Raw genomic sequence first — 26,192 nt, forward strand, 5'->3', positions numbered from 1 at the left:
AAGAATTCATCTTTATGTGTGATCCAGAATTCATTAATACTTATATTTTGTAAACAGGAGCGGGGTGTGAACTTGTGGTCAAAATCGATAGCATGCGCCACCTTCACACGGCAGAGGTCGGGTGTTCGAATCTCCCCGGGCCCATCATAATTCTATCTTTTAAATTTCGCGATGAAGAGCTTTGGTCTTGCTGTTTTAGATTTCCAATTGTGGCCCGTTTGACTATAAGGGAGGTGGTGAGCGTAGCTCATCACCTCAGTCCACGCTCCAGAAGCGTGATCTGGATTTCCAGACGATCATGGCTTGATTTGGATTATACCTGTCTCTATCTCCGTTATCGGATCTGCGTAGTCTCCAGTACCTATACCAACATTATTGTCGTAGATGACAGTTGTTGTATTCCAGATCTTTATCCTGAACATGTCATCATAATCATCATCATCATCAATTGCTGATATCAGGAACTCATAGTCAACCTCACCATTTACCGTACCATTTCCTTTGTAAGTGGCCTTGTGACCCGCAACCACCATCCATTCATAATCGACGGAGTGGAAATTCAGATCCTCAAACTCGAACTGCGTCTCACCTGTCAGTACACCTTTCTTGTACTCTGAATTAAAGTCGAATGTTGCCACGCCTGCAAGGTTTGAATCAGCCCCATATGCACCTGCAAGTGAGTCAAAGCTTCCTTTACCGGCCACAGATCCGCTTGCTGGATCATACACGACCACGTACTGATGATCTATTGTATCAAATCCACCGTCATCATCTGTAACCGTGAGGATGACCGTATGCATGCCAGCTTCACCGTATATGTGGGATTCATTTACAGTAAGACCGGTTACAGCATCTGATGTAACGTTGTCCCCCCAGTCGATTTCCCAGGAATGAGTATCCTGAGAGCCTTGATCAGTGAATGTGGCATTGAAATACACTACATCAATACCAACTTCAATTGATCCAGTTGGCTGCACAGTATAGGATAATATGTTTGGTGCTACATTGTTGACTGTTACAGTTGCAGATGCAGTACTTTCGCCACCATCGTCATCAGTCACAGTCACATTCACAGTATAGTCATCTGACAATGTTCCGGTTGGATCGTCATCTGGATACTGATGGGTTTCACTGAAACCTGTTGAACCTGCCGGATAACTGTAGGTATTATTGTCCCCATCACCCCAGTCAATCATCACATCGAAAGTATCATTGGTTCCGAGGTCAGTGATAGTACCGGAGACTGTTGTAGAATCATTTTCATTAATTACCTCTCCGACTGCAGTTGCAGTTGGTGCGACATTGTTTACGGTCACAGTCGTCTCATTGATATCTGTATGCATACCATCAGAAACCCTAACCACAATCGTATAAGTTGCATTGTCGTACCATGTGTTTGTGGGTGTTTCACCAGTTGCATCAACATCAAAGTTAATGCCATCATAGTCGAAGTCCCACTCGTATGTTAATTCATCTCCCTCTGGATCGGAAGAGCCACTGGCATCAAGGGTTATCGGAGATCCTTCATCAACTGGACCGTAAGGTCCGTTGACATCTGCCACAGGTGGCTGGTTTGAGGGATATGTAAGCGGCAGGTAGTCGGTGTTCCCATCAAAAATGTATTCACTAAGAAGTGAATCACAGAACCAATCACCGTTTGTATCGGTGTGATTCTGGCTGAAACCTTTGCCCTCAGGAGTTGCCCAATAATTCCCACCGATGAAAGGACCACCAATGATATTTGTTTCTGGTGTTTTTGTAGCATTCCAGATGTTTCTGGTGCTGTCTATAGAAAAAGTGTTTTCCGTGTTGTTAAAGTGATTGTTGTAGATGAGATTGCGGTTGGATTCATCAAGATAGATACCACCGTCATCGTTGTTCGACACCGTGTTGCTAATCAGCTTGTTGCTGCTGGACATCCTCAGATAGATACCACTGTCATTGTTATTCGACACCGTGTTGCTAATCAGCTTGGTGTTGTGGCTGTCCATGTACAGATAGATACCGTCGCCAACGTTGTTCGACACCGTGTTGCTGATCAGCTTGGTGTCTTTGGACATCACAACTTTGATACCATCATTATTGTTGAATGATGCATTATTGCTGATTAGGTTGTTGTAGCTGGACTCATCCAGCGCAATGCCGATGCGATTTTTCGACACAGTGTTACTGGTCAGGTTGTTGTAGTTGCTGTTAAAATGCAGATCGATGCCGTAGAATTTGTTGTATGATACCGTGTTTTCTATCAGGCCATTATTGTTACTGTAATTATACAGATAGATGCCACGATTGCTGTTGTTCGACGCCGTGTTGCTGACCAGGTCGTTATAATCGCTGGAATCATCCAGCCGGATACCGTAGTCATTGTTCGACGCTGTGTTGCTGGTCAGGTTGTTGTAGTCGGACTCAAACAGTGCGATGCCATATTCATTGTTTAATAAGACATTGTTAGTGACTGTACATCCTTCAACCCCATCAAGAAATATTCCACTGGCAGTTGTGGTACCAAGGACACAAAAACCATTGATGGTTACATTATTTGCAGTCACTTCGAAGACGTTAACGTTCGTAGCGTCAGCTAAAACAACAGCATGACTCGAAGATTTAATCGTTAACTCCTTATTCACAACCACATGTTCTACATATATACTATCTGAAATGGAATTTCCTGTATGGACAATAATCGTGTCATTATTGTTTGCAGCATTTACAGCAGCTTGGATAGAGTCTCCAGGGTACACATCAATATCAGTTGCTGCTGCAGTGCCTGCGGTCATTAATACTAAAGCTATTTCAAAACAAATCAGTATACTTTGTTTAATTGTCATTACATCCACCACCTTACTCTAACGATCTTCAAAATCGTCTAATCTGTAGAAATCAATAAGGCAGTGCATGCCAAATCAGGTACAAATAAAAGGCAGTACTGCCTGACGTCCCCCACAGACGAGTATGAACCTCTGTTAAAGTTTATATTTTATGATATAAGTACATTATTAAAGAATGTTAGATGACATGTAAAATATGTTAAGAGATACATGAATGGTAACGCTGTTAACAAAACAAAATGATAAAAAATGGATGTTAACAGACTTTACGCAGCAGAGGTCGGATGTTCGAATCTCCCGAGCCCACCACACTTCTATTTTTTAAATTTTCGCACGGCTGTCCTGAGGTTGTCAAATGTCCAGCCACAACATTTGCTCCTTCTCGACTGAAGACTGCTACACACATTTCGCTTTTAGAGATATCATTTCCTCATCACCATCAGATAAAAACGTCGGAATCAAAATAAAATGAGAAAATTCACTATTGTTTCGATCTTAATTGATATGTGATCATTTCAATTCTGGATCTTTGTATTTTCCCCTACTTTTTCTTATACGTGCAGCTACCACTTTATATTCGGGACACAAAGCGTCACCGTCGCAAACATCAGATGTTAAATTATTGATCATAACCTCAGGAAAGTGGAAAGTGGTACTTAATATTCCTTTTTTTACCGCAGTTGAGATCCGGGCTCTGATATCTACTTTTCCGCGTGGTGATTCTACACAAACCATGTCGCCACTGTTGATCAAATATTCTTTTGCATCATCAGGGTGTATCAAAAGTACATCTTCGGCAATCAGTTGTTCATTGGGCGTACGCCGGGTCATTACTCCACTGTTGTAATGTTCCAGTCCACGGTTGGTTGTAATAATGAAGGGATGATCTTTGCTATGCTCCTGTAGCTCCACCGTTTCCTTATAGGTCTGCTTATAAAATGCTCCCCTACCTCGTTTAAACGCTTCTTTATGCAATATAGGAGTATCAATGCCGCCATAATTCACAGGCCACTGCAATCCGTTCTCACCCAGATTTTCCCAGGTAATGCCTTTAAAGAAAGGAACGATCTGAGCAATTTCATTTAATACTCCTTGTGCCGAGTAATCAGGTTGCGGATATCCCATGCGCTGCATGATCTCTGTGAGTACCTGCCCATCGGGTTTGGTGCCGGGTAAATGTTCAACTACTTTGTTCACGCGTTGTACACGACGTTCCCCATTGGTGAATGTACCTTCTTTCTCCAAAAAAGAAGCACAGGGTAATATAACATTTGCGAGCTTAGCGGTTTCGGTCATGAACAATTCCTGAACCACCAGAAGATCCAGTTTGCTTAATGCTTTTATCACCATTTGGGTATTCGGATCTGTTTGTACTACATTTTCTCCAATGATCCACATCGCTTTCAGTTTATCCTGTAGCGCAGATTCGTACATCTGTGGAATTTTATAACCGACATGTTTGGGTAGTTTGGCACCATAAAAATTTTCATACAAGGAATGCATTTCATCGTTGGTCAGATCTAAATAACCAGCACCTTGATCAGGCTGACAACCCATATCGGCTGCACCCTGCACATTGTTTTGTCCACGCAATGGATTAACACCCACACCCGGACGACCGATATTGCCGGTGATCATAGCCAGATCGGCAATCAACATCACGGTCGAGGTTCCCTGTGAATGTTCGGTTGCTCCCAATCCATGGAATGACATCGCATTTTTTGCGGAGCCATAAGCAATTGCCGCTTCACGCACAAGATCGCGATCCACACCCGTTATGCTTTCCAATTCATCTATATTCAACGAGAGAACATGTTGCTTAAATTCTTCAAATCCTTCAGTGCGTTGTTCCACAAATGAAATATTAACTAAATTTTCTTTAATAATATAATAGAAGAAAAGATTCAGCATGGCCACATTGGTACCTGGTTTTAGTTGCAGATGATAATGCGCATAGCGGGCCAGTTCGGTTTTACGAGGATCAATTACGATCAGTGTTGTCTCCTTCATGGCAGCCTGCTTAATTTTTGCACCTGTAACCGGATGTGCATCTGTAGGATTAGCTCCGATCACCAGCATACAATTGGTGCATTTAATGTCTTCAATAGAATTGGTGGCGGCACCAGTACCAAAAGTGCGTTGCATGCCTAAAGCAGTAGGAGAATGGCATACACGAGCACAGTTATCAATATTGTTAGTGCCGATCACTGCACGCATAAATTTTTGCATCAGATAATTTTCTTCGTTGGGACAACGTGATGATGAAATACCGGCAATGTGATCAGGTCCATTTTCTTTAATGATCTCATTCAGTTTAGAAGTGATAAGATCATAGGCTTCATCCCAGGTGGCTTCAACAAATACACCATTCTTTTTGATCAATGGTTTCCTGATACGATCAGGGTGATTATAAAACGAAAATGCAAATCGTCCTTTTAAACACAGGTGACCGGGATTGACTTTTGTATCCCAGGGAGCTTGTATTGATTTTACTTTTCCATCTTTAACAGATACCTCTAAATTACATCCTACGCCGCAATAGGTGCAAATGGTTCGGACCTTTTTATCCGCAACGATGGATTTGGATTCATATATATCCGATATTGCAGAAGTAGGACAGGCTTGTGCACAGGCTCCACAACTTACGCAAGACGATTCCATAAAGGATGTATCCATACCTTTTATGATCCTGCTTTCAAACCCTCTGCCGGCCATACTTAGCACAAACATTCCCTGAACTTCGTCACAGGCCCTTACACAACGTGAACAATTGATGCATTTAGACAGATCTGAAGTCATGTAAGGATGACTCAGGTCTTTGGTTCTGTTCAAATGATCTTTACCGCCCGGGTATCTTACATCTCTCACACCAACACGTGCAGCTACTTCCTGCAGCTGACAATTGTTGTTCACTTCACAAGTTAGACAATCCAGCGGATGGTCGGTAAGCACTAATTCAATAATATTTTTACGCAATTTTAAAATGCGTTCTGATGAAGGATAGATGTGCATTCCTTCTGCGACCGGTGTATGACACGAGGCCACCACTTTAGTGGGGCCGTCTTGTTTTAGTGCAACATCTACACTACACACTCTGCAGGCGCCAAAGGGTTTTAGGTGACTCGCATCACATAAGGTTGGAATCAGCTTATCACCTTGTGAACGTCTCACAAATTGTAAGATAGTTTCGCCTTCCTGAATGACGTGTGGCTGATTATTGATATAGGCTAGTTTGTTCATATGAATCGAATTTTTTCAACATTCCGATTATCTATCGTTTATAATTGAATGTGAAAATGGTTTATTTAATGTAATCTTTTAATTCCTTGTCAAAGTGCTGTAGCGCATTTTTAACTGGTAAGGGCAGTCCGCATCCCAAAGCGCACAGGGAGCCTTGTTGCATAGTTTCCAGTAAGTCACTAAATAATTGCTCATCTATTTTGTAATTGCTTTCAGTTGCTTTTTGTAGTAGCTCAAAGCCACGTGTAGAGCCTAATCTGCAGGGAAAACATTTTCCACAGCTTTCATGTGCCACGAATTGGAACAAGTGCTTTATGTATTCGATCATCGGGAAGTTTTCAGGAATACTTACAATAGAAGCATGCCCCAACAAAAAATCATTTTCAGCAAAGGATTCAAACGATATATCTAAGGAATTGATCATTGATAACGGAACCAAACCTCCCAATGGCCCCCCAATATGCAAAGCTTTTACATCGCTCTTGAACCCACCACCCAATTGTTCAATTACGGTTTTAAGTGGAGTGCCCATTTCAACTTCATAAATGCCGGTTCTATTAAAGAAACTATCCAATGAAACCAGTTTAGTGCCTTTAGATTGAGAAGAGCCAATTTGGTTAAAAACATCGCCACCTTGTTCAACAATAAAGGGAACGTTAGCAAAGGTTTCAACATTGTTCACCAGCGTAGGCATATTAAATAGACCTTGTTGTGCCGGGAAAGGTGGACGAACACGTACTTCGGGACGTTGTCCTTCTATGGATGAAAGCAATGCCGTTTCTTCACCGCATACGTAGGCACCTTGAGCTTTGATCAATTTAAATTGGAACGAGAAACCTGAGTTGAGAATATCGTTTCCTAACAGATCTAGATCTTCCAGTTCTGTGATGCTTTGTTTGATGATCATTTGTGATTCGGGATACTCGGCTCTGATATAGACTACACCAGTATTTGCGCCAGTTATGTAACCCGCGATCAGCATGCCTAATAAAACTCTCAATGGTTGTTGTTCCAGTAAATACCGATCAGAGTAAGCCCCAGGATCGCCCTCATCGGCATTGCAAACAACGAATTTACGTTTACCTTCGGCTTTTTTAGTAGCTTCCAGTTTAAATCCCATAGGGAAACCGGCACCGCCACGGCCTCCTAACTGTGCTTTCTTGATCTCATCCAAAATCTGATCAGGGCTTAGCGTAAATAAATCTTGTAAATGTTTAGTAAAAGTTTCAGCGTTCAATGCGGTTTGCATTAAGATGGCTGTTCCTAACGCTTGAGTTACATATGTTTCTTTTGTAGCAGCTTTTGATTTAATTACTGAAGCAATGTCATCAATATCCTTACCCGAATAATTATGCCCATTGTAATAGAATGCACTATTCTCGTGGCATCTGCCCAGGCAACTCATTTCACCGATTTCTTCTTCTTTCAAATATTTTGTTAATTCACTTTTTGTCCGTGATTGTGTACCGGCGCATAAGCAAGCGTTTCCGTTGCATACATATGCTTTTTTGTTTTTGTTTTCAGGTCGAAGAAGATCATAAAATGAAAGCGTGCTATAGATATTGGCTTCACCCATTAAATTGTCTTTAGCAATTTGTTGTATCTCCTGCATATCAGATGTGCCACTTGCTTCAGCCAGCTGACCTAATTTCTCAAACAGGTTTTCATGTAAACCTTTACGACCGGATAAATAACTTAAATTTTCTGACATCGGATTTGGGGTCCTGTAATATTAGATTGAATTTTTAGTTCAAATCGCCTTTCATTCACTTAATAAAAAACTTATAATACCAGTTTTCAAAGAAGTAAATCACATTCATCATATAAATAAATTTCAAAGTATTATTTAATAGTTAATTAATTAAAGGGGGTGCATCATCGTTCTCGGTGACTAATTATATATCCCCACATGCTGCAGAACTAAAATTACAAATGGGAATTATTATATGACATACTAAATGTTTTCGATTTAAGACCATCCAAATAAATTCATTCCAGGAGGAAAAATCTGCACCACATCGTTAGAAACTTCTAGTTGTTGGTGTAATTCTTTAGCTGCTGCTGTGAATTATATCAACCGGGTGATTGATGATTTATGCACTTGCTTTAGAATTGTTTGTGATGGTATTGCGCTCGTTCTTAGTTTTAGGGGAGAGGGGATGCATAATCCTGTCATGTTATGCAAGTTGCTACTCAGATTGTCTAAAAGAAGAGAACTTTTTTGATAGTATCAAAACTGCATGTTGTTATTTTTATTTTGACATCAACTGCCTGAAATAATTTAGTAAAATTTATATATTAAAACAGTGTATTTTTCGAACCTTAATATCATCATTATAATTATCATAAATATAACGGTGCTTTAAATGAATCCAAAAAAATCATATATATTTAGAAACTCAATTGTATTGTTAATTTTACTTTCCTGTATAGGAACAGTATCTGCAGCAACAATTACAGTTGGAGACAACGGACAAAACTTCACAACAATAAGCGACGCAGTTTTTAATGCAAGTTCTGGCGACACCATTCTTGTAAGTGATGGCATTTATACTGAGAATATAGACGTAAATAAAGCCCTCACCATCATTTCAGAAAATGGTTCAACAACCACTGTGATCCAGTCATCAGTTGGCTCTGCATTTAATGTAAATAATATCAACAATGTCACAATTTGCGGATTTAATATTACAGGTGCTACAAATTCAGACATGGCCGGTATTAAACTTACATCGGCTTACGATTGTAATATCTCAAATAATAACTTGAATGGAAATAATTTTGGCATTTAGCTATTTTCATCAACGAACAACACATTGATCAATAACAATGTCACTTCCAATAATATTGGAATTTATATTTATGAATCAAGTATCAACACTTTGAACAATAATGTGATGTCATCAAATAATTATAATTTTGGAGTTGACGGAGACAATCTGGAATATTTTATGCAGGATATCGACTCGACTAATCTGGTTGATGGCAAACCAGTCTATTACTGGGTCAATCGTTCAGACGATGAAATACATCCAGATGCAGGCTCTGTATATGTGATAAACTCCAGAAACATCACTGTTAAAGATATTGAGCTTTCCAATGAATTTGGAGGTGTTATGTTTGCATATACTGACAATTCAACAATAGAAAACGTCACTGCACTAGGAAACTTTGTTGGTGTTGCATTGTATTCTTCCAACTATAATACCCTCAATAATATCAATAACAGTAATAACGAAGCAGGCATTTATCTTTATAATTCAAGCAATAACAACCTAAACAGCAACACGGTCAATTCCAACGATTATTATGGGATTTATCTTTATGATTCAAACAACAACACATTGACTAACAGTAATGCCAGTTTCAACGATTTCGGTATTGTTGTTGCTTCGACAACTAACAACACTTTGATCAACAGTAATGCAAGTTCCAATTATTTCGGTATTATTCTTGAATCAACAACCAACAACACTTTGATCAACAGTAATGCAAGTTCCAACGATTATTACGGCATTGCTCTTGATTCAACAACTGACACCACTTTGAACAACAATACTGCCAATTCCAACGATTTCGGCATTTATATTTATGATTCAAGCAACAACACATTGACCAATAATGCGATGTCATCAAACAATCATAATTTTGGAATTGATGGAGAAAATCTTGAAGATCTCATAAATGACATCGACTCGAGTAACCAGGTTGATAACAAACCGATCTATTACTGGACCAGCCGTTCAGATAAGAAAGTGTCTTCAGATGCAGGAGCCGTATATGTAATAAACTCCACTAACATCACTGTGAAGGATATTGAATTAGCTAATGGATACAATAATGTTCTGTTGGCATATACCAATAATTCAACAATACAAAATGTCACTACATCAGAAGGTAATAATGGAGTTAAGTTAATCTTTTCCAACTTTAATACTCTTGATGATATCACTGCCACTTCCAACGATTATTACGGAATTTATCTTTACGATTCAAGCAACAATATTTTGACTAACAACACTGCCAGTTCCAATGATCGTGGTATTTATCTTCGTGATTCAAATAACAACACATTGAACAACAATGATGCAAGTTCCAACGATTATTACGGCATTTACATTTATAATTCGAACAATCACATATTGAACAACAATACTGCCAATAACAATAGCAATACCAATGACTATGAACTTAGTTCCATGAGTCTGGACAGCGTTATCACTCCTAATAGACCAAGTAGCAGCTTATATGAGGATCATATTCGGGACTACCGCGACAACACTGTCAGTTTCAACGAACTTGATTCTATAAGCCTAAACAGTGTGTTCTCAACCACCAGTAAGAGTAGTAGCACCTCGTATGGTATCCGTGTTGTATCAGCCAACAACATTACATTTACAGAAAATAATGCAATCGGTAATGGAGATTACGAATTTTATGCTTCAAGCTCGGAGAATGTTACAGTAGACGGTCTAGTACTGACCAATAACTCCGCACAAGTTTCTTTCACTAGTGATCTGTACTATATCGGAATAAGTGGAGATGATGAAAATTCCATAGCCCTTTCCGGCAAAACAAATGTAAATGGCTATGTAACAATTACCCGTTCAGACGACCTGAATGTTACATTCCTCTATGATGATTCCGAAATGAGCAGCGCTGGTGAAGCTTCACTTACCTTATACAGTTTGGTTAGCAGTGAATGGATCGCAGTTCCAAACAGTTCACTCAACAAAACAGATAATTATGTTTCTGCAAACCTCACAGAATCCGGTACATTCGGACTCTTCAAAATTGCCGAAAGCTCCAGTTCCAGCCCTTCAAGTCCTGGTTCTAATGATGGTTCCGTGGCTGCACGAGTAAGAGCACAGGGAACTGTAACCGATCTGCCTGTAAATGGGGATGGAGAAGTAACTGATGAATCCATTGTAAAGTCATCTGACACAAAGACAACATTGACATTATCCAAAGGAACAATAACCACCGACCCTTCAGGAAACCCTGTGAACAAGATCATAGTCACCGTGCCGGCATCACTGCCTGCAGACACCCCTGCAGATGTTATTAACTCAGGCCTTTACTACGACTTTGGACCCTCTGGAACCACATTCAGTAAGGACGTCATGATCACCATTGAGTTTGATCCGGAAGATTTCGGAGGTAGAGCGCCAACGATCTACACATACACATCTGAAGATGGCTGGATTTCACTGGAAACAACTGTTGACTGGGAAAACGGCATAGCAACAGCAATGACAAGACACTTTTCATTCTATGCATTATTTGGAAACGATGCAGAAGAAGTAGAGGATCAGACGGTAGAAACACCTGAGGTAAATACTGGATCAACTGTTATTGTGGGAGAAGAAACACCCATTCAGAATAGTAATTCCAGTCCTCTCTATTGGATCATAGGTATAGGAATTATTCTGATGCTTGGAATAGTTGTTGTAAAGAAGCAAAAGGATGGAGGAGGACGTTAAGTCCTCCATTTATCCTTCTTATTCATGATATTGTTTAATAATTTATTTCTCAAAGATCATTAAGAGATCTACCCTTTATCACATCAGTTTAATTTCTAGTTTTTGACTTGATATTTCGAGAGAAAACGGTGTTACATTTTCGATGGCCTACAACCCTACCCAATAGAAGTCGGGTGTTTGAATCTCCCGGCCTCAACATATTCTATTCATTTGAATTTCGAGAAGAAGAGCTTTGTTCTTGCCGTTTTAGATTTCTAATTGTGGCTTCCGTTTGACTATAAAAGGAGGTGTTGAGCATAGCTCATCACCTCGGTCCGCGCTCCAGAAGCGTGATCTGGGTAGCGAATTGTTCTTGTTTCCAGGCGATCACGTCTTGATCTGGATTTTACCTTTCTCTATCTCCGTTATCGGATCTGCAACAATATCGCCACCAACATTATTGTCGTAGATGATATCTGTTGAATTCCAGATCTTTATCCTGAACAAGTCGTCATCACCATCAATTGCCGACACCAAGAACTCATAGCCGCTCTCATCGTTTATCGTACCATTTCCTCTGAAAGTGGCCTTGTGACCTTCAACCACCAACCAGTAATAGCTTTCTGACTGGAATTTCAGATCCGCTTCCTTGAACATGAATAGAGTTTCACCAGTCGGTACGCCTTTCTTGTTGTACTTTGAATCGAATTCGAATGTTGCCTCGTCTTTTACCGAATCATCCAGATAATACGCACCTGCGAGTGAGTCAAAAGTTCCTTTACCGGCTACATATCCACCATTCGGATCATGCACGATCACGTACCGGAATTGTGTATCATTGCCACCATCATCATCCTCAACAGTTAATGTGACATTGTAAAAGCCAGTGTTTGCATACGTGTGGTTTGTTTCTACAACACGATCACCCAGGGGTATACTAATATCAAGATCTGTTGTAGTATCATCCCAGTCAATACTATACGTATGATAATCTGCACCCGGATCGGTAAATGTAGCGGTTAAATTCACAGTGCTACCGATAGCAACTGAAGCTATTGGCAGCTCAAGGGTCTCGATTGCTGGTGCTACATTGTTGACTGTAACATTGGCTGTATCGTTAGTCGCTACTTTACTATCATTGACTTCCAGCTTAACCATGCCAATCCAGTCATCATCCCATGTATAATTTGCAGTTAGATTACTTGACCATTCTGTGTCCCAATTTCCATCATTATCAAAGTCCCATCTGTAAGTGAGAGCATCTCCATCCGGATCTAAAGAGGCACTGGCATTAAAGGTTATAGTTGTGTTTTCATCCACTTCATAAGGTCCGCTGGCATTTGCTATTGGTGCGCTGTTCGGAACAACCAATGGCAGATAATCTCCTCCATGACGTATGTTACCTGAAGAATTGTATGGAAGGAAACTATTACCAAATCCATCTCCATCGGTATCAACACCAGTATAATCTGACCAATAGTTTCCTCCAAGATAAGGGCCATCGATAATGTTTGTACCTTCTGTTATGGTGGTGTTCCATATGTTGTTTCCACCATCTCGAACATTCTTCGTGTTGTTGAAGTAGTTGTTGTAGATGAGGTTATCATCACTGCCAGACAGACAGAGACCGTAATTGTTGTTATACGATACCGTGTTATTGATCAGATAGTTAAAGTCAGAGCCAATATTATATGGATATACAGATATATGGCCAGTGTCCAGATAGATGCCGTAATAATCGTTATATGACACCGTGTTATTGTCCAACTCGTTATCTCTGGAACCACGCAGAGAAATGCCGCAATTCAGGTTATCCGACGCCGTGTTATTGATCAGGTCATTCTCGTTGCTGTAAATACCCAGATAGATGCCAGTATCTTGGTTCTCAGATACGTTATTATTGATCAGATCATTGTAGCTGGACTCCTGCAGATAGATGCCGCAATTCAGGTTATCCGACACCGTGTTATTGATCAGATCGTTGGAGTCAGATTCATTAAGATAGATGCCGTAATCGTCGTTATCCGACGCAGTGTTGTCGTTCAGGTTGTTTTTCCAACTTACCTTCAGATAGATGCCGTAATCATAGTTATCCGATGCAGTGTTGCTAGTCAGGTTGTTTTTGTCACTGCCCTCCAGCCAAATGCCGTAATCGTTGTACTTCACCGTATTGTTGATCAGGTAATTCTCATCGCTGTTATAGTGCAGATAGATGCCGTAATTGTTGTACTTCACCTTATTGTTGATCAGGTCATTCTCATCGCTGTTATCGTTCAGATAGATGCCATAATCATCATTATATGACACCGTGTTGCCTATCAGCGTGTTGTTATAGGATTCCTTAAGCCAGATTCCGCAATTGTCACCGAGGTGGGAATAATCGTTAGATGACGCCGTGTTATTAGTCAGGATGTTGTTATCGGATTCGTCCACACTTATGCCGCAATAATCGTTCTTCGACGCCGTGTTATTAGTCAGGATGTTGTTATCGGAATTATATATACGGATACCAGTATTTTGGGAGTCGTACCCACCCGGTGCCGAGTTGCCGTTCAGCTCGTTGTAGTCGCTGTTAGTTAGATAGATGCCATAATCGTTGTTCTCCGATGCCGAGTTGTCGGTCAGGTTGTTATAGCTGCAATCATTCAGATAGATGCCGTAATCGTCACTATTTGACGCCGAGTTGTCGGTCAGATTGTTGTAGCTGGAATCGTACATATAAATGCCGTACCCGTTTTCCCACAGCTTGTTGTTCGACACGGTGTTGTTTGACCCCTCCAGATAGATGCCTGCATGATTAGATGGAGCAGATTCTATCCTAAACCCACTGATGGTAACATTATTTGCAGTCACACTGAAAACATGATTATATGACTCATCCCGAACAGTAGTATCAGCCGGATTCCCCGATTGTGATCTTATTGTTATGTTTGATTGAGATACAACCACATTTTCTTCATAGGTTTCTGGATACACAAGGATAATATCGCCAGTGGTAGCATTGACCACCGCTTGCTGGATAGTTGTGTAGTTCTGTGGACCCGTAATGCTGGTCACGTTGAGAGTCGCTGCTGCTGCAGTGCCTACAGTCATTAATACTAAAGCCATTCCAAAACATATCAGTATACTTTGTTTAAATCTCATTACATCCACCACCTTATGATATTACGATCTTCACGATCAGCCACGTCTGTAAAAATCATTAAGGCAGTACATGCCAGAAAATATCAAGTACAATTAAGAGGCAGTGCCACCTTGCCGTCCCCACAGCCGAATATGAACCTCTATAAAAACATTGTAGATTATATTATAAGTACATTGTTAAAGAATATGTAATGACAGCGGAAATATGTTAAGAACCCTATAAATAGTAACACTGTTAACAAAATCGATGATAAAAATACATAACATAAAGTATTACACTGCAAAAAGAAGGTGTTGAAATCCCCCAAAAAGCATCTGTTTCTTTTAATGTTTATTCAGATATTTTGTCCCGGGCTTTTGAATTCTTTTTTCTCAAGTTTTTTGTCAAATACCTAAATAAAACAATTTCAAGATTCCATTTCAGGTATTTTGCTCCCTTTCAACAAAAGCCAGATCATAAACAATAATTCACCCCAACCAAAAATCTGGCTAATTGCCAGATCGAAGCTTGGAAAAAGGAAAATTGTAAGATAGTCTATCAGATAGCTCAACCCTGCGATCATCAACAAAACACCCAGAATTCGGGGAATGTAGTCCGACTTGAAAACCAGATAGCCCAGTAACGAAAGATGAAGGCCAAAAAATACAAATCCAATATCCCATACCTGATCGAACGCATTGAGAGAGAGCATCACCTGAGCATGTAACTGATCAGTTTCAAAAACTGACAGGTAATCAGTACCACTTAAAAGATGCAAGACAGCAAAGAGATTACCCAGGGCAACTCCAAAAATAATGGCATACGTCAGACGGGACCATGCAGTAAGCAATGAGAGACTCTTGTTCACTGGTTTGAGCAGGATATAAAGTGCCCAGGCAACCACCACATCAAGAATGACAACAACCAGGAAGCTACAAATGACAATGCGGAACAACAACTCATCGCTCATGATATTGTTTGCTGTTGTTGCTGCATCTCCCGGAACAATAAGACTCTGATGAACAGAAAAAGCGAAAAGAGCAAATACGGTCATTACCAGAAGCCCGATACCTCCGATCATCGCAGCTTTTGGTTGTGATATATCTGCTATGTGCTTTGTCATTTCAGTATCCCTTATTTTATCAGATCACTTAGTTGTCCAACGGATAGCATCTGCCAATGAAAGATTCCAGCATGCCACCTCAATAAGCTACATCAGCTCGCCGGGGAGAACTAATACTCTGGAACCATTCAATATCTCCATTGATTTAGCTTTCATTCTTTACCATATTCAGCAAAGGATTCACAGGTACCCAGATAAGTCCTCGATTCGACATACCTGAAAGCTTCCAGTTCTTCTTTTTCGAATCTGCCACGCTCCTCAAGAGCTTCTATACTTGGCCATTCCTCGATCCCAACAAAATCCCACTCTTCGTTGGACCAGCGACAATCAATCATCATCAGGACTTTCATTCCAAGTTCATCCATTTCCTCGCGATCCTTACGCATGAACTCAGCCTTTTCCTCTTCAGAAAGGTCATAAAATGCTTCCTTGATCCTGGCAAAATACATTCTGATGATAGGTTTATTCTCAGTCATCTTATCACTTCCCCCATTTCAATGCAACTCACTCATCAACATAGAAGCCGGACCCTACAAGATAGGTCTCGTTCCCGATCGATGCCCTCTTGATGAACGTGTGCTTCATTAAAGGCTCAGTTTCACCGGGTTTTGGCCAGTAGTAATCGACCCAGCCCTCACCTTCTTCACTGAGAGCAATATCAATGTATATCTGACCTATGGATTTGTCGTTGAAGTCCACAAGTTCGCTCATATCCTGGCCTTCGCCGCTCAGGTCCGGCGGATAGACAACACGCATCCCGTCAGTTTTCCAGACGAATATGTAGAAATCATCGTGGAACCACTCACTATTACTCTCCCGTAACTCAGGAAATGCCAGTTCTCCCATCTCTCCTATCAAGTCAATAGCCGCATTGACCTGGGATACCGTATACTCTTCCTGTGAAGTCAAGCCTGTCTGCTCCTCTTCAACTGTTTGATTCTCTTGTTCAGAAATGGACGTATCGTCCGGCTGCACACAGCCGGTGGCTACTAGTAATAGGGTAGCCATACACAAAATACAAATTTTGGTCTTAAGATCGCTCATATTATACCCCCAGTTGGAAAAATGAATTTCGATCGTTAAATGAAATTTCAACTTTATGGTTGAAATAGATATGCTTTGGAAGTCTAGCCTGTGGTAGGAAGTTGTTACTTTATTCTGACATATTCCACCAATGCTCTTTGAGCTTTATTGAGATAATGTGCACTTCAAACTGTGGTTGTAGCACGTCTCTTGATAAAGTCAGCTATACTTTCAGTAACACCTTCTTTAATAATTAAGTTGAGACGACACTTGCAGATGATCTTTGAATCAATATCGGGCTTAACAAAAAGACGGCACGATTCCCGGCTCGATCCCCGGGAATGTGTGCGAATTATCCTAATTTCCAGACGATTATGACCTGATCTGGATTCTACCTTTCAATATTGCTGTTATCGAGTCTGCATCATCATCTTCATCCGGCATGTTATCATAGACTATTGCATCGTTGTTGTCTTTGTCCCAGATCTTTATCCTGAACATATCATTATCAGCGCTTGATGTGAGTTCTGCATCAATTACCGACATCAGGAACCCATAGTTGCCCTCACCGTTGACAGTACCATTTCCTTTGTAAGTGGCCTTGTGACCCGCAACAACCATCCATTCGTAATCGACGGAGTGGAATTTCAGATTCTCAAACTCGAACTGCGTCTCTCCTGTCAGCACATCTTTCTTGTACTTTGAACTAAAGTCGAATGTTGCCACGCCCGTAAGACCCGAATCAGCCACATATGCACCGGCAGGTGAATTAAAGCTTCCTTTACCAACTACATATCCACCTTCTGAATCATACACGAGCACATACTGGAATTCTGTATCACTGTCACCATCATCATCCTCAACAGTGAATGTGACATTGTATAAACCAGAGGTCGCATACATATGATTTGTAGCCACTGCACGGTTACCCGAAGGTATAATAATATCAATATCATCTACTGTATTATCTCCCCAGTCTATGGTATAATTATGAGTATCTTCGATACCAAGATCGAGGAATTCTGCAGATAGATTCACCAGAGTGCCTATTTCAACTGGACCTTCCGGCAACTCTGTGAGGGATGTAACCTCTGGTGCGACATTGTTCACGGTTACAGATGCAGTTGCGATACTTGTAAATTCACTATCATTTACCTCAACAGCGATGTAGCCATCATAGTCATCAGTCCATGTATGATCTAAAGTAGGATCAGTTAACCAAAGGGTGTCCCAGATACTGTCATTATTGAAGTCCCATCTGTAAGTGAGAGCATCTCCCTCAGGATCAGAGGAAACGGAAGCATCGAGGGTTATAACTGAACCTTCAGTGACAAGGTAAGGTCCGTTGGCATCTGCTGTTGGAGCACTGTTTGGAGCATCGGTCACGGTTACGGTCAGAGTATCAGTTCCAACACCAAGATCATCATCGGTTACAGTGAGAATCACTGTATAGGTTCCATCAGATGCATAGACATGTGTTGGTGCCAGTGAACTGGTGTTTATAGTTCCGTCTCCGAAATTCCACTCAAATGTATGGGTATCATCTGCTCCGGAATCACTGAAAATTCCTGAAAAAGCAACAGCAGAGCCTTCAACAACAGTCTGGCCTGATCCTGCATCCACAACAGGTGCGACATTGTTCACGGTTACAGATGCAGTTGCGATACTTGTAAATTCACTATCATTTACCTCAACAGCGATGTAGCCATCATAATCATCAGTCCATGTATGATCTAAAGTAGGATCAGTTAACCAAAGGGTGTCCCAGATACTGTCATTATTGAAGTCCCATCTGTAAGTGAGAGCATCTCCCTCAGGATCAGAGGAAACGGAAGCATCGAGGGTTATAACTGAACCTTCAGTGACAAGGTAAGGTCCGTTGGCATCTGCTGTTGGAGCACTGTTTGGAGCATCGGTCACGGTTACGGTCAGAGTATCAGTTCCAACACCAAGATCATCATCGGTTACAGTGAGAATCACTGTATAGGTTCCATCAGATGCATAGACATGTGTTGGTGCCAGTGAACTGGTGTTTATAGTTCCGTCTCCGAAATTCCACTCAAATGTATGGGTATCATCTGCTCCGGAATCACTGAAAATTCCTGAAAAAGCAACAGCAGAGCCTTCAACAACAGTCTGGCCTGATCCTGCATCCACAACAGGTGCGACATTGTTCACGGTTACAGATGCAGTTGCGATACTTGTAAATTCACTATCATTTACCTCAACAGCGATGTAGCCATCATAATCATCAGTCCATGTATGATCTAAAGTAGGATCAGTTAACCAAAGGGTGTCCCAGATACTGTCATTATTGAAGTCCCATCTGTAAGTGAGAGCATCTCCCTCAGGATCAGAGGAAACGGAAGCATCGAGGGTTATAACTGAACCTTCAGTGACAAGGTAAGGTCCGTTGGCATCTGCTGTTGGAGCACTGTTTGGAGCATCGGTCACGGTTACGGTCAGAGTATCAGTTCCAACACCAAGATCATCATCGGTTACAGTGAGAATCACTGTATAGGTTCCATCAGATGCATAGACATGTGTTGGTGCCAGTGAACTGGTGTTTATAGTTCCGTCTCCGAAATTCCACTCAAATGTATGGGTATCATCTGCTCCGGAATCACTGAAAATTCCTGAAAAAGCAACAGCAGAACCTTCAACAACAGTCTGGTCTGATCCTGCATCCACAACAGGTGCGACATTGTTCACGGTTACAGATGCAGTTGCGATACTTGTAAATTCACTATCATTTACCTCAACAGCGATGTAGCCATCATAGTCATCAGTCCATGTATGATCTAAAGTAGGATCAGTTAACCAAAGGGTGTCCCAGATACTGTCATTATTGAAGTCCCATCTGTAAGTGAGAGCATCTCCCTCAGGATCAGAGGAAACGGAAGCATCGAGGGTTATAACTGAACCTTCAGTGACAAGGTAAGGTCCGTTGGCATCTGCTGTTGGAGCACTGTTTGGAGCATCGGTCACGGTTACGGTCAGAGTATCAGTTCCAACACCAAGATCATCATCTGTTACAGTGAGAATCACTGTATAGGTTCCATCAGATGCATAGACATGTGTTGGTGCCAGTGAACTGGTGTTTATAGTTCCGTCTCCGAAATTCCACTCAAATGTATGGGTATCATCTGCTCCGGAATCACTGAAAATTCCTGAAAAAGCAACAGCAGAACCTTCAACAACAGTCTGGTCTGATCCTACATCCACAACAGGTGCGACATTGTTCACGGTTACAGATGCAGTTGCGATACTTGTAAATTCACTATCATTTACCTCAACAGCGATGTAGCCATCATAGTCATCAGTCCATGTATGATCTAAAGTAGGATCAGTTAACCAAAGGGTGTCCCAGATACTGTCATTATTGAAGTCCCATCTGTAAGTGAGAGCATCTCCCTCAGGATCAGAGGAAACGGAAGCATCGAGGGTTATAACTGAACCTTCAGTGACAAGGTAAGGTCCGTTGGCATCTGCTGTTGGAGCACTGTTTGGAGCATCGGTCACGGTTACGGTCAGAGTATCAGTTCCAAAACCAAGATCATCATCGGTTACAGTGAGAATCACTGTATAGGTTCCATCAGATGCATAGACATGTGTTGGTGCCAGTGAACTGGTGTTTATAGTTCCGTCTCCGAAATTCCACTCAAATGTATGGGTATCATCTGCTCCGGAATCACTGAAAATTCCTGAAAAAGCAACAGCAGAACCTTCAACAACAGTCTGGTCTGATCCTGCATCCACAACAGGTGCGACATTGTTCACGGTTACAGATGCAGTTGCGATACTTGTAAATTCACTATCATTTACCTCAACAGCGATGTAGCCATCATAGTCATCAGTCCATGTATGATCTAAAGTAGGATCAGTTAACCAAAGGGTGTCCCAGATACTGTCATTATTGAAGTCCCATCTGTAAGTGAGAGCATCTCCCTCAGGATCAGAGGAAACGGAAGCATCGAGGGTTATAACTGAACCTTCAGTGACAAGGTAAGGTCCGTTGGCATCTGCTGTTGGAGCACTGTTTGGAACTTCCAGAACCAATGGTAGATAATCTCCTCCACTAGGTATGCCACCTGCAGAATTATATGGAAGCAAGGTATCACCAAGTCCATCCCCATCGGTATCAACACCGGAATAATCTGACCAGTAGTTTCCCCCCAGAGAATCTCCACCGATAATGTTTGTACCTGCTGTTTTGGTAATGTTCCAGACATTTCCGTTACTATCATTAATTAGAGTGTTATTCGTGTTGTTGAAGTAGTTGTTGTAGATCAAGTTGTTGCTGGAATCATACAGATAGATGCCTAAATCGTTGTTCGATGCCGTGTTGTTAGTAATAGTACATCCTTCGACTCCATAAAGATATATCCCGCTTTTATCATCACCAGTGACACCCGTTGCAGTAAATCCGTTGATAGTCACGTTATCTGCAGTCACGTGGAATACATGATCATTTGAAGAAGCAGCCTGAACAATGGTATCATCCGGATTTCCTGATTCTGATATTATAGCTAACTTCTTGTACACATCCACGTTCTCTGTGTATACACCAGGATAGACAATAATCGTGTCACCGTTGGTTGCAGTATCAACAGCATCCTGGATGGAATCTGCAGAGTGCACATTAATCTCAAGTGATGCACGAGACTTTGAGGCATACTCAGTATTCCCATACCTACCAAGATTAGCCCTATCACCATTATTCTCAGGCTCATTACTGTATGGGTCAGCAGGATCACCAGCATCGATACATGGGCTCATGGTTCCCATTGTCACCCACCCCGTACCGTTATACGTTCCGCCCACAGCAGTTGAATTTAGGTAATACAGACCATTGGCAGCATCATAGAATTTCGGGTCGCTGAAAATATCATAATCCCCGATATCCACATTATTGTAATTACCAAGTTCATTATCATAAATACAATTATAATCGCTGATTATCGTATGCTTGGAAGATTCGACGTTATTGATACCATACCCCAAACTTTCATACGCATTCATGCCAGTGATGATATTATTTTTTGCAGTGATAGTAAAGCCTGTTGTGTAGGTTGGATTAATAGTCGAGTATTGTCTTGTTGAAATACCATCTCCATCACAATTTACAATCGTGTTAGACTCAATTGTAACATCATCAATTCCATGAATACATATACCGCCAGCACGGCCATCATCACCATGTGAATTGTATATTAGATTATGATGGATATAATTGCCAGTCGTTTCAGGTTTATCAACAATACCACCATCTACTGACGCCATGAGGACAATACCATATTCTCTTACATCATATACCGTATTATATCTTATCTCATTGTCAGATAAACCAATATTAGACGGGTCATTATCGTATATGAGATAAATAGCTGAATCGCCTTCGTTATCTGTGGTGAATACGTTATTTTCAATTAATGCACCTGAACATTCATCCAGTCGAATACCTGCATTTGCAGCCACATATCCAAATTCATTATCATGTATCCAGATCCTATTTTCACCCGTTGACCCGGTACGTAACACATAAACACCTGAATGTCCACATCTGCCAAAATAATTATCATAAATTTCAAGGTCGGGTTCCGTTTCGCCATAATTTACGACCTTGATAAAATCCCCTACTCCCGTGGTAAATGACAAGTCATGGAACGTTAAATTAACACCACGAAGTTCGATGGTAGGGAACATATTCAGATCACGCATCTTTCCCTGGTTCCACCTGTCTGCATCAAATGTGATCTGAGAAATAATAATATTATTAGCTAATTTATAATCATGCCCGACTACTGCGGTATTGCCTGAAACCATCTGCCAGTCTTTTCGCGGCGGCCTATAATCATCTATCAGTTTAACAGTTACACCAGTATCACCGGTAAATGTTGTACCAGTTGGAACTTCGATTGTACCGTCTATAATATAATCATTTGTACCGCCATCGTTTTTAAGATAAACAGTCGTGAATCCTGCATTATCCCTGACATATGCCAATGCCTGGTTGATCTGTGTTTCATCAGATGTTCCATCACAATTGTAGTCACCGTCATTATTTGCGGAGACGTAAACTATTGGAGGTGATAAGGCTGCTGCAGTTCCTACGGTCATTAAAGCTAAAACTATTACAAAACACATCATTGCACGTATTCTCATTACCCCACCACCACATTATATTACGATCTCCAGAGTCATCTACATCTGTAGAGATCACAATCGCTAAGGCAGAACATGCCAAAAAACATCAGGTACAAAAAAGGCAGTGCCGCCTTGTAGTCCACCACAGACGAATATGAACCTTTACTTAAAGATTAAATTTTATTTTATAAGAACATTATTAAAGAATATTAGATGACATATCAAATATGTTAAGAATTTTATAAATGGTAACGCTGTTAACAAAACGGAATAATCAATAAAATAGATATTATCAATCTTTAAACAGAAGAAGTCAGGTGTTTGAATCTCCACGAAACCATCTGTTTCTTTTAACCTTTTTGATGGCTTTTTCCAGCGTTTGAATCCTTTTTATTTCTAGTTTATGTCAAATCCCATAATGAAACAATTTCAGGATTCCATATCAGGTATTTTACCCCCTTTCAACAAAAGCCAAAACACAAATACCAATTCACCCCAACCCGCAACCTGTCTAATTGCCACGTCGAAGCTGGGAAAAAGAAAATTAGGAGAAGGAGATTTCAAGATGCTTGTGTTCTACCTTATATACTCCATATTGTAAAATTCCTGTACATTCTTCCCGAAAGGATACCTAGAAAGATCCTGCCTTACATATCTATAATTGCATTCTATGCCATTCCCATATTACGATCTACCAAAAAAAAAGAGGGATTGGAAATATTGGGAAACAGCTCTTATTCGAACCGAAATCGTATCATTTTCATACCATTACTGATACTTGCAGTCAATGTCGCATGTATTGTACCGGAGATCAGCTTGTCAGTTCTGTCAATTACTTACCTCATGCTCACGATAATAGGTGTACTGGTCTTCTTGCAGTTGATATATAATATTCGGAAACATGATAATTCCGGAAATGCAATTGAGCGATGAGAATTGAAACAACCCAGTTCAACTCAACTTCGGCGACAAAGGAACACTAAACCCAAACACACTACCACTACCAGGTTCGCTTTCAACCCAGATATCGCCGCCGTGCAATTTTATCAATTTTTTTGCAATGGAAAGACCAAGTCCTGTGCCTCCAAACTGGCGATTCGGAGAGGATTCCACCTGTGTAAAAGGGTTGAAGAGATCGCATTGGGCAGATTCCGGGATACCGATCCCCGTGTCTTCGACCTTGATTACCAGAGTGTCAGCATCATTTTCTGCACGAATCATTACTGAGCCGCCTTCTTGTGTGAACTTTATGGCATTGGATACCAGATTGAAAAGGACCTGGGTTAATTTTAGCCTGTCAGCATTGATACAGAGATCATCAGCTCCGTTACTTGTGCTCAGGCAGATATTCTTTTTTTCTGCAAGAGGGGAAACAACTGCTTCTACGTCATTTAACACTTCCCTGAACCGGAACTTTTCATGTTGAAGCTCCATTTTGCCAGCCTCTATCTTTGAAAGGTCCAGGATGTCATTTATGAGAGTCAGCAAATGACACCCGCTTTTAGAGATGTTTTCTATATATTTCATTTGTATATCACTAAGGAGGTCCGTATCATTTTCAAGAAGAATATCTGAAAAGCCGATAACAGAATTCAGTGGAGTTCTAAGTTCATGGCTCATGTTAGCCAGAAATTCACTTTTTAATCTATTAGCTGCCTCTGCTTCAGTTTTTGCATCCAGAAGAGTTTTTTCTATGTTCTTATGCTCTGTAATATCCCTGAATATACTCAGAATTGCAGGATTGCCATCATATTCCATTAGCTGCGAGCTCATTTCGACTGGTATTTCAGAACCATCATTTCGCAGGCTTACCATCTCAAAAATGCAATTCCCCTGCTGGCAAACTTCTAAAACTCGTTTTTGGAAATCCACCACACATTCCTTAGAATAAGTCTCTGTTATTTTCTTCTGCAATAATACTTCCCTGCTATAACCTAAACACTCACATGCTTTGTTATTTGCTTCAAAGATGTTTCCATCCAGATCATAAAGGAAGACCGGATCATTGGAATTATCAAAAAGGGCCTTGAACTTAAGCTCGGACCTCTTTAGGGCTTCCTCTGCAAGTTTCCTTTCAGTAATATCAACGATAATACCCTGGAAACGGGATGGTTTTCCGTATTTATCCCTTCCTATCAATGAAGTTTCACTGACCCATCGAGTATTGGCTTCACGGTCCAATATCCTGTATTCTTTTGTAAATTCATTATCCCCATTTTTAATACATTCAGAAAAGGACAGAAAATAATCATCAGTGTCCCAGGGATGGATAAGATCCTCATAGAGAACCTTATGAGATACCAGATCCTCTGCTGAGTAGCCAAACTGGGATATGTTCTCTGAAACGAACTCAACGGGAAAACCATTCCCGGAACTCCTGAGGAAGGCAACCACAGGGCTGTTCATGTAAATAGACTTAAGCTCTTTTTCCTTTTTCATCAACTCCGGAGAAAATCGTAGGTGCTTCCTGTACTTGTTGCTGAGCAGGTCCATCAGACTGGTCCACATACCATTCTTTTTCATGATAGTGTTTTCCCTATCATCCATCAATTCAAACAGATCTGAAGAGGAAAAGGATTCAAGAGGGCATGTGAACAAGGTCGTAAGTTCAATATCCGAAGTTGCAGAAATGATGAATTTTCTGCATTGCTTGAGAAAAGGCAGCATTTTACCTTCGTCCGAGATCAGGTCAATAGTGATCCTCAGTCCATTAAATCCACATTTAATAGCAGATCTGTGTTTCTTTTCTATGAATTCGAGTATAGCCTTGGAAAATGCTTCGGCATCAGAAAGCAATTCCATGTCCATAAGAACAAGATCGAAATTCGAGGAAAAGGATTTCTCGTTAACGAAGATGGTCTTTTCCTTGAAGAAAGCATCCGGACCTTCATTCTTTTTTAATCCGGGAGTTATCCAGACACATAGATCATTGTGCTTCAATCCGGACCTTAAAAAAGACGAGACGAAATCAATTACCTTATCGCCGTTTCTGTATACAAGAGTAATATTTTCACCATGCGGAACGTCTGATATAGGAAGGTTCATTTTTTGTGAATATTCTTGCATGTTATTAACACCTGGATTCTGGATAATATGTATTCATAGATAGCGAAATTATGGGATCGTAAGTAAGTATCGATTTAAAACAGATTAACTTTACATACATCAAGTTCGTCTGTATTACGACATTTTATATAAACGTTACCCATACGTATAAGTTATCTCATCCTTTATGCAAAATGAGA

Annotated in this window: 11 protein-coding genes and 1 pseudogene; 3 read left to right on the forward strand and 9 right to left on the reverse strand. The window is 40.7% G+C overall.

Annotation, left to right across the window (positions count from 1 at the left end):
- Window positions 1-296: 296 nt before the first annotated feature.
- From J7W08_RS05770 to J7W08_RS05780, 3 genes are all read right to left on the reverse strand, one after another.
- A complete protein-coding gene (locus J7W08_RS05770) occupies window positions 297-2,828 on the reverse strand; it encodes a right-handed parallel beta-helix repeat-containing protein (RefSeq protein ID WP_233085673.1) in 2,532 nt (843 codons plus the stop codon).
- Window positions 2,829-3,338: 510 nt separating this feature from the next.
- Entirely contained in the window at window positions 3,339-6,068 is a 2,730-nt protein-coding gene (fdhF, locus tag J7W08_RS05775) for a formate dehydrogenase subunit alpha (protein ID WP_233085674.1), read from the reverse strand.
- 61 nt (window positions 6,069-6,129) lie between these two features.
- Window positions 6,130-7,779 (reverse strand): NADH-ubiquinone oxidoreductase-F iron-sulfur binding region domain-containing protein, encoded by a 1,650-nt coding sequence (locus tag J7W08_RS05780; RefSeq protein WP_233085675.1) that lies wholly within the window; start codon window positions 7,777-7,779, stop codon window positions 6,130-6,132.
- A 655-nt stretch (window positions 7,780-8,434) separates the two neighbouring features.
- Here J7W08_RS05780 and J7W08_RS05785 point away from each other — a divergent pair.
- The 3 genes and pseudogenes from J7W08_RS05785 (at window position 8,435) to J7W08_RS05790 (ending at window position 11,551) form a co-directional block, all read left to right on the forward strand.
- Window positions 8,435-8,860 (forward strand): hypothetical protein, encoded by a 426-nt coding sequence (locus J7W08_RS05785; protein ID WP_233085676.1) that lies wholly within the window; start codon window positions 8,435-8,437, stop codon window positions 8,858-8,860.
- A gap of 12 nt (window positions 8,861-8,872) precedes the next feature.
- A pseudogene (locus J7W08_RS12320) lies at window positions 8,873-8,971 on the forward strand (DUF1565 domain-containing protein); the annotation flags it as partial.
- Between the two features lie 48 nt (window positions 8,972-9,019).
- Window positions 9,020-11,551 (forward strand): NosD domain-containing protein, encoded by a 2,532-nt coding sequence (locus J7W08_RS05790; RefSeq protein WP_259370135.1) that lies wholly within the window; start codon window positions 9,020-9,022, stop codon window positions 11,549-11,551.
- 366 nt (window positions 11,552-11,917) lie between these two features.
- On the opposite strand, the gene J7W08_RS05795 is transcribed toward J7W08_RS05790, so the two are convergent.
- From J7W08_RS05795 to J7W08_RS05820, 6 genes are all read right to left on the reverse strand, one after another.
- Window positions 11,918-14,674 (reverse strand): NosD domain-containing protein, encoded by a 2,757-nt coding sequence (locus J7W08_RS05795; RefSeq protein ID WP_233085678.1) that lies wholly within the window; start codon window positions 14,672-14,674, stop codon window positions 11,918-11,920.
- Window positions 14,675-15,081: 407 nt separating this feature from the next.
- Complete coding sequence (locus J7W08_RS05800) at window positions 15,082-15,777, reverse strand: DUF4386 domain-containing protein (protein WP_233085679.1); 696 nt, start codon at window positions 15,775-15,777, stop codon at window positions 15,082-15,084.
- 152 nt (window positions 15,778-15,929) lie between these two features.
- On the reverse strand, window positions 15,930-16,253 hold the full coding sequence (locus tag J7W08_RS05805) for a hypothetical protein (protein ID WP_233085680.1): 324 nt from the start codon (window positions 16,251-16,253) through the stop codon (window positions 15,930-15,932).
- A gap of 28 nt (window positions 16,254-16,281) precedes the next feature.
- Window positions 16,282-16,821, reverse strand: coding sequence for a cache domain-containing protein (locus J7W08_RS05810; RefSeq protein ID WP_233085681.1), 540 nt, complete (start codon window positions 16,819-16,821; stop codon window positions 16,282-16,284).
- 351 nt (window positions 16,822-17,172) lie between these two features.
- Window positions 17,173-22,965, reverse strand: coding sequence for a PKD domain-containing protein (locus J7W08_RS05815; RefSeq protein ID WP_233085682.1), 5,793 nt, complete (start codon window positions 22,963-22,965; stop codon window positions 17,173-17,175).
- A gap of 933 nt (window positions 22,966-23,898) precedes the next feature.
- Window positions 23,899-26,013, reverse strand: a complete 2,115-nt coding sequence (locus tag J7W08_RS05820) for a PAS domain S-box protein (protein WP_233085683.1) — start codon at window positions 26,011-26,013, stop codon at window positions 23,899-23,901.
- Between the last annotated feature and the right edge of the window lie 179 nt (window positions 26,014-26,192).

The sequence above is a fragment of the Methanococcoides orientis genome (assembly GCF_021184045.1).
GTDB classification, from domain to species: Archaea; Halobacteriota; Methanosarcinia; order Methanosarcinales; family Methanosarcinaceae; genus Methanococcoides; species Methanococcoides orientis.